This is a genomic window from Streptomyces solincola (genome assembly GCF_002982015.1).
In the GTDB taxonomy this organism is placed as follows: domain Bacteria; phylum Actinomycetota; class Actinomycetes; order Streptomycetales; family Streptomycetaceae; genus Streptomyces; species Streptomyces solincola.
Genome location: NZ_PVLV01000217.1, coordinates 1 through 6,623 on the forward strand (window position 1 = coordinate 1; position 6,623 = coordinate 6,623).

Below are 6,623 nucleotides of genomic sequence, written 5' to 3' on the forward strand. Positions count from 1 at the left end.
CGTACGGGGCGGGGCGGCTCCTCCGCTCCCGCGCCCGAGCGCGGCACCGCCGCCCCGCCCCGTACGCCGTCGCCTTCGGGTCCCCCGACCACCGGCGGACGGGCCGTCGAGGGCTCCTGGGTGGGCACGACCGACGGCCGGCCGGTGAGCCTGACCGTCAAGGGCGGCCGGGCCGTGGTGCTGGCCGAGGCGCACGTCTGCCAGGGCGTCGCGACCGGTCCGGCGACGGCGCTCGACCTCACCCTGGCCTGCGACGGCGGCTACACCGCCCGCACCTCGGGCGCCGCCCGGATCACGGGCACGTCCCTCACTGTCGACTGGGCGGGTGGGGCGAAGGACAAGCTCACCGCCGCGGCGCCGCCGAAGGACTGAGCGGCGGCGCGGGGTCCTCCGCGGGCGGCCGGTCGCCGTCCGCCAGCGCCTCGGACAGCTCCTCCAGCGCCGCCACCAGGAGCCTCGCGCCGTTGCGCACCACCGGGTCGGGCACGCTCTCGCGGTCCCAGCCGGCGACGGAGGCGCGCAGGGCGTCCCACCGCGGGGTGCGGCGCTCGCGGACCGCCTTCGCGCCCTGCTCGGTGGCCCGGCGCAACTCCTCGGCGAGGTCGGCGGCGACCGGCAGCGGGGTGGTGTGCCGGTCCGGCAGATGGGCCTCCATCAGCATGGCGACCCGGCCGAACTGCCCCAGCGCGTGCTCGGCGTCGGTGGCCGCGGCCCGGGAGAGACCCCGGTGGCGCACCGGCTCGTGGGCGGCCCGCTCCAGGGTGTCCTGCCAGGCCACCCGGGCGTCCCGGGTGCCGAGCAGCGCCTCGCGGACCTCCGCCGGCGGCCGGTCCCGGGGGTGCGCGTAGTGCGCGGCGACACAGGCCGCGTACCGCCCGTCGGCCGCCAGCCAGTCGGCCAGCCGGGTGCGCAGCCGGGGCGTCTCCCAGGCCGGGTATACGGCGTACGACACCATCGCCAGCACTCCGCCGAGCAGGGTGAGCACCACCCGTTCCGGCACGGTCTGGGTCCACTCCTGGCCGCCGGTGCCGAGCAGGAAGACGACGTACGCGGCGACGCACGCCTGCGCGGCGACATAGCCGGTCCGCATCAGCAGGTACATCCCGAACGCGCAGACCACGGCCAGCGCGGCCGACCCCCAGGGCCCCGGATGCGCGCCCTGGACGACGCCGGTGGCCACGGCGACGCCGACCAGGGTGCCGCAGAAGCGCGCCACGCTGCGGCCGTAGGTCTGGGTGAAGTCCGGCCGCATCGCCATCACCGCCGCCATCGGAGCCCAGTAGCCGTGGCCCAGCGGCAGCAGCACGCCGATCGCGTAGCCGACGGCGGTCACCGCCGAGACCCGCACCGCGTGCCGGAACACCGGTGAGGCGGGGCGCAGTTCGCCCCGGGCCCGGCGCAGCGCGCCCGGCGCCAGTTGCAGCAGCGTGGGCCGCTGCCGTACGTCGTCGGTGACGCCGGCGTCACCGACCTCGCCGCGGTCGGTGGGGGTCGCGGCCTCCACCACGTCGTCCAGCAGCGCGGCCAACCGGACCGCGGCCCGGCGGGCGGGGCCGGTGAGCACGGCGCCGGTGTCCGGGGTGCGCAGCGCGGCGAGCGCGCCGGCCGGGACGGGGGCGGGGCGGCCGTGCCGGACCGCGCGGGCGGCGGTGTCCAGCACGGTCGCGGCGGCGGCGAGCAGTTCGTCGACCCGGGCGCGCTGCGGCCCGTCCGGCGGGACGCCGACGGCCGGGTCGGCGAGCGAGGCGAGCACCGGGCGGATGCGCTCGGCCAGGCCGCGGGCCCCGTGCAGTTCGGCCGGTCGGCGGCGGGCCTGGCGGCGGCTGACGGCGGCCGCGCTGCGGGCGGTCATCAGGGGCGCCGGGTCGAAGAGGGCCAGCGGGTCGTGGCGCAGCCGCCGGGCGTAGTCGGCCACCGCCGCCAGCGCGTCGGCGAGCGCGTCGCGCTGCGCGCCCCAGCGGCGGATCGGCACCAGCACCACCAGCGCGGCCTGCACCACCCCGCCGGCCAGGATCACCGCCGCGTGCCCGGCGGCCTGGGCCACCGAGGTCGGCAGGGTGACGGTGACCAGCATGATCGCCACGTTGGAGGAGGCGATGATCCCGGTGGTCGGCCCGGCGGACCAGGCCATTCCGGCGGCGAAGGTCCACACCACCAGCAACGCCAGGAAGAGCAGGATGTGCGCGCCGGTGAGGTAGCCGAGAAAGGTGGAGACCGCGAGGGTGGCCCCGGAGGCGAGCGCCAGCGTGGGCCGCGGCCGCCAGCTGCGCTGGAAGGTGGCGATCGCCGCCTGGAACGCGCCGAACGCGGAACTGACCGCGACCAGGGGCCCGAACAGCGCGAGGCTCACGCCCACGACCAGCGCCAGCCCGGCCGCGCCGCGCAGCGCGACGAACGGTTCCAGCTTCGGCCGTTCCACCGCCAGCCCCGCACGAGCGGTCGCCTTCAGCGCGCGGAACCAGCTCATGCGTCCGAGGGTAACCGCCGGAACCGGAACGTAACGGACACCACCGGCACGGCCGGCGACCGCCAGCACCCCCGTCCGGTGAGCCGGTGCGTCGGTACGCCTCCACGGGACGGACCGTCACACCGGTGACCCGGCGGAACCGCGCGGGGACCCGCGCGGACGGCGGCCCGCCGTGCCGTTCCGCCACCGGGGCCGGTCACGGGGCCGGTCACGCCGGGCCGGTCACCCCCCGCCCAGTCTCCGTCGCGCCTCGGTCCGCGCCTGGTCGGCGGCGGCGCGGCCGGAGTCCCAGCCGGCCGCGTCGACGGCTCCCCGCACCCGGGTGGTGGCCGTCTCGGGGAACATCCGGTCCGTGCGCGCGCTGACCGCGGCCTCCCGGGAGGAGAGCACGGGCAGCAGCGCGGACGCCTCCCGCCCCTCGGCCGCGTCCGCGGCGACCCGCTCGGCCGCCGCCGTCAGCCGGTCGCCGAGCCGGTGCGCGTAGGACAGCAGGAACGACTGCCGGAAGGTCTTCGTCCGCTTGCGCCCGCCGGCCCGCTGCTCGCCCTCCGCCCGGGTCATCGCGGCCATGCCCTGCACCAGCAGCGAGGTGTACAGCAGCTCCGCCACCTCCAGGTCGGGACCGAAGCCGACCACCGTGGAGAAGCCGAACGCCTCGTTCCACACCGTCCGGCAGCGGTTGGCCCGGGCGACCGCGTCCAGCAGGATCGCCTTGCTCGTCTCGTACGGCGGCTCCACCCCGATCCGTACCGCCTCCGGCCCCTCCTCCGCGTGCGTGCGCGCGGCCAGCGCGGCCTCGTCGAGGCTGTGCCGGGCCATCAGCTCCTGGGCCTTGGCGGTGAGCGCCTCCGCCTCCTCCGGGTAGCCGGTCGCCTCGGCCTTGGCCAGCAGCGCCCGAATGCGGACGAGCATCCGCGGCTCGCCGGGCGCGGCCGGGGCGGTCAGCGGGGCCCCCGGGACCGGCCCGGCCGGCTCCAGCGCGGGCAGTCGCACCAGCAGCCCGTACAGCTCCAGCACCGCAGTGGCGTACGAGAAGCGGTCCGCCCGCCACTCCCCTTCCCCCGGCAGCTCGGCCACCTGGGCCGCCCAGCGCGGCGGCAGCGCCGGGTACCCCCGCACCTCGGCGGCGATCAACCCGGCCGCCAGCCGCGCGTGCCGCTCCGCCAGCTCCCGCCGGACCAGCCGCAGCAGGTCGGCCGGCTGCCAGCCGCGCTGCCACGCCCGGCCCACCAGCTCCTCGCCCCGGCGCGCCAGCTCGCCGTCCGCGCCCGGGTCGGCGGCGAGCAGCGAGGCGGCCGTGTCGAGGGCGGCGTCCCGCTCCCGCTCCGTGGAGCCGGCGGCGTACAGCGCGCCGGCCAGCGCCCGCTCGACCGTCCCGCCGCCGCTCACCCCGCGCTCCCGAGATCCGTCGTCATCGGTCTGTCTCCTCGCCCGCCGCCCGCTCCCGCCGCCACCATGTTCCCAGGCCGCCGGAGCGGCCCGGCGTCCACAGCCTGTGGACACCGCGAGCGGCCCCGCTGTCAGTGCCGGGTGCCAGACTCGGACGCATGGACGAGCGGCGGGTGGAAGGGTGAGCGAGCGCTGGCTGGTGGAGGCCACCGAGGACGGCGGGGCGAGGCTGGCGCCGCTGGGCGAGGACGGCCGCCCCGCGGGCCCGGTCCGCGCCGAGCCCGACCTCGCCGCCGCGGTGGGCGCCCGCCCGGACGCCGCCCGCTGGGTGTGGCGCTCCACCGCCGAGGTGTACCCGAGGCTGCTGGCCGCCGGGGTGCGGGTGGAGCGGTGCTACGACATCGAGGACGCCGAGCAGTTGCTGCTGGGCCACGAGGGACGCTCGGGCGAGCCGCGCTCGGCGGCCGCCGCCTTCGCTCGGCTGCGCCGCCGCCCGGTGCCCGCGGACCCGCCGCAGCGCGCCGCCGTGCCCGGGGCGCAGTCCTCCCTGTTCGAGCCGGGCCCGGCTGCGCTGCCCTTCGACGCCCTGCTGGAGGTCTACGCCGAGCAGGTGCGGCGGCACGACGCCGCCGGGCATCCGGGCCGGATGAGACTGCTGACGGCGGCCGAGTCCGCCGGGATGCTCGTCGCCGCCGAGATGAACCGCGCCGGACTGCCCTGGCGGGCCGACGTCCACCGGCGGCTGCTGGACGACATGCTCGGCGAGCGGTACGGCGGGGGGGGCGAGCCGCGCAGACTGGCCGAGCTGGCCGAGGAGGTGTCCGCGGCGTTCGGCCGCCGGGTGCGGCCCGACCTGCCGGCCGACGTGCTGCGGGCCTTCGCGCAGGCCGGGATCACCGTGAAGTCCACCCGCCGATGGGAGCTGGAGCGCGTCGACCACCCGGCGGTCGCCCCCCTCGTCGCCTACAAGAAGCTGTACCGGATCTGGACCGCGCACGGCTGGGGCTGGCTCCAGGACTGGGTGCGCGAAGGCCGGTTCCGTCCCGGGTACCTCCCCGGCGGGACGGTCTCCGGCCGCTGGACCACCAACGGCGGCGGGGCGTTGCAGATCCCCCGGATCATCCGCCGGGCCGTGGTCGCCGACCCGGGCTGGCGGCTGGTGGTCGCCGACGCCGACCAGATGGAGCCCCGGGTGCTGGCCGCGATCTCCCGGGACCAGGGGCTGATGGAGGTCGCCGGCGACCCGGGCGACCTCTACGCCCGGCTGTCCGACCGGGCCTTCTCCGGCGACCGCGACCAGGCCAAGATCGCCCTGCTCGGCGCGGTCTACGGGCAGACCAGCGGCGACGGCCTGAAGAACCTGGCCGCGCTGCGCCGCCGCTTCCCGCTCGCGGTCGCCTACGTCGACGACGCCGCCCGGGCGGGCGAGGAGGGACGGCTGGTGCGCACCTGGCTGGGCCGCACCAGCCCGCGCGCCGTCGGCGCCGAGGAGGCGGAGGAGGCCGGGCTGCCGCAGGAACCGGCCGCGGCCGCCCGCGAGGGGGGCGGCGTCCCGGGCTACGCCTCCTCCGACGCCCGGGCGCGCGGCCGCTTCACCCGGAACTTCGTCGTCCAGGGCAGCGCGGCCGACTGGGCGCTGCTGATGCTGGCGGCGCTGCGCCGGTCGCTGGCCGGAATGGCGGCGGAGCTGGTCTTCTTCCAGCACGACGAGGTGATCGTGCACTGCCCGGCGGACGAGGCCCCCGAGGTCGCCGCGGCCATCGGCGCGGCCGGCGACACCGCCGGGCGGATCGCCTTCGGCGAGACCCCGGTGCGCTTCCCGTTCACCACGGCCACCGTGGAGTGCTACGCCGACGCCAAGTGACCCGCCCCCGGCGTCCGGCGGGCCCCGCCGCCCGGCCGCCGGCCCGCGTCCGGGAAACGGCGACGGCCGCCCGCCCCGGCCGTGTGCCGGGACGGACAGCCGTCTCATCCGCCGTGGCGACCCGTGCCGTCGCCCCGGGCCGCTCAGTCCTCGATGGAGGCGGCGGCGTTCTCGGAGATGACGTTGTCCAGAAGGTGCGACAGGGCGCTGTCGCCCTTGACCGCGGTGGAGCCCTCCGCGCACTGCTGGTCCTGCTGGTCGTTCAGGATGTCCTGCACGCCGACGTTGATCAGCAGGATGTTCTGCACGTCGCCGTAGACCGGCAGTCCGACGCACGGCTTGTTCAGGGTGCCCTGGACGAGACCGAGCTGCGGGCTGAGCGCGCCCCCGGTGACCGTGTTGCCGTAGGACTGGGTGGCGAAGTTGTTGTTCTGGGTGTCGACCTCGCCGTCGCCCACGGCCAGCGCCATCGGGGCGGCGGCGCCCAGCACGGCAGCGGCGATGCCCGCGGTGGCCAGAACCTTCTTGATCATGATCGTCCCAATCGTGGAGAGCGGTGCGTCGTGGAGAGCGGTGCGGGAAGACGGGCCGGTGCGGGCCGGGAGCCTGCCGTCAGTCCTCGACGGCGGCGGAGACGTTCTCCGAGAGGACGTTCTCCAGGATGTGCGACAGGGCGCTGTCGCCCTTGACCGCGGTGGAGTTCTCGGCGCACTGCTGGTTCTGGGTGTCGTTGAGGATGTCCTGGACGCCCACGTTGACCAGCGCGACGAGGTTCTGCACGTCGGCCTGGACCGGCAGACCGACACAGGGCTTGTTCAGCGAGCCCTGGATGAGCCCGATCTGCGGGCTCATGTAGCCGCCGGTGACGGTGTTGCCGTAGGACTGGGTGGCGAAGTTGCCGTT

General features: G+C 77.0%; 6 protein-coding genes. 2 read left to right on the top strand and 4 right to left on the bottom strand.

Going from position 1 to position 6,623, the window contains the following annotated elements:
• Positions 1-372: hypothetical protein (locus C6N75_RS15505; RefSeq protein WP_105869495.1), on the top strand; the 372-nt coding region annotated here is incomplete at its 5' end.
• Here C6N75_RS15505 and C6N75_RS15510 read toward each other — a convergent pair.
• Together C6N75_RS15510 and C6N75_RS15515 are read right to left on the bottom strand one after the other, a co-directional pair.
• Entirely contained in the window at positions 344-2,467 is a 2,124-nt protein-coding gene (locus C6N75_RS15510; RefSeq protein ID WP_105869496.1) for an FUSC family protein, read from the bottom strand. The genes C6N75_RS15505 and C6N75_RS15510 overlap by 29 nt on opposite strands.
• Positions 2,468-2,689: 222 nt before the next feature.
• On the bottom strand, positions 2,690-3,856 hold the full coding sequence (locus C6N75_RS15515) for a DUF2786 domain-containing protein (protein WP_105869497.1): 1,167 nt from the start codon (positions 3,854-3,856) through the stop codon (positions 2,690-2,692).
• 181 nt (positions 3,857-4,037) lie between these two features.
• Here C6N75_RS15515 and C6N75_RS15520 point away from each other — a divergent pair, with 181 nt between their 5' ends.
• A complete protein-coding gene (locus C6N75_RS15520) occupies positions 4,038-5,720 on the top strand; it encodes a bifunctional 3'-5' exonuclease/DNA polymerase (RefSeq protein WP_105869498.1) in 1,683 nt (560 codons plus the stop codon).
• 143 nt (positions 5,721-5,863) lie between these two features.
• On the opposite strand, the gene C6N75_RS15525 is transcribed toward C6N75_RS15520, so the two are convergent.
• Positions 5,864-6,253: a rodlin gene (locus tag C6N75_RS15525; protein ID WP_105869499.1), complete on the bottom strand. Its 390-nt coding sequence runs from the start codon at positions 6,251-6,253 to the stop codon at positions 5,864-5,866.
• A 79-nt stretch (positions 6,254-6,332) separates the two neighbouring features.
• A partial coding sequence (locus C6N75_RS15530; RefSeq protein ID WP_105869500.1) for a rodlin occupies positions 6,333-6,623 on the bottom strand: 291 nt, incomplete at its 5' end.

What these genes read in the sequence shown, in the direction of transcription:
- C6N75_RS15510 (WP_105869496.1), bottom strand. Translation starts at nt 2,467, where the DNA reads ATGAGCTGGTTCCGCGCGCTGAAGGCGACCGCTCGTGCGGGGCTGGCG.
- C6N75_RS15525 (WP_105869499.1), bottom strand. Translation starts at nt 6,253, where the DNA reads ATGATCAAGAAGGTTCTGGCCACCGCGGGCATCGCCGCTGCCGTGCTG.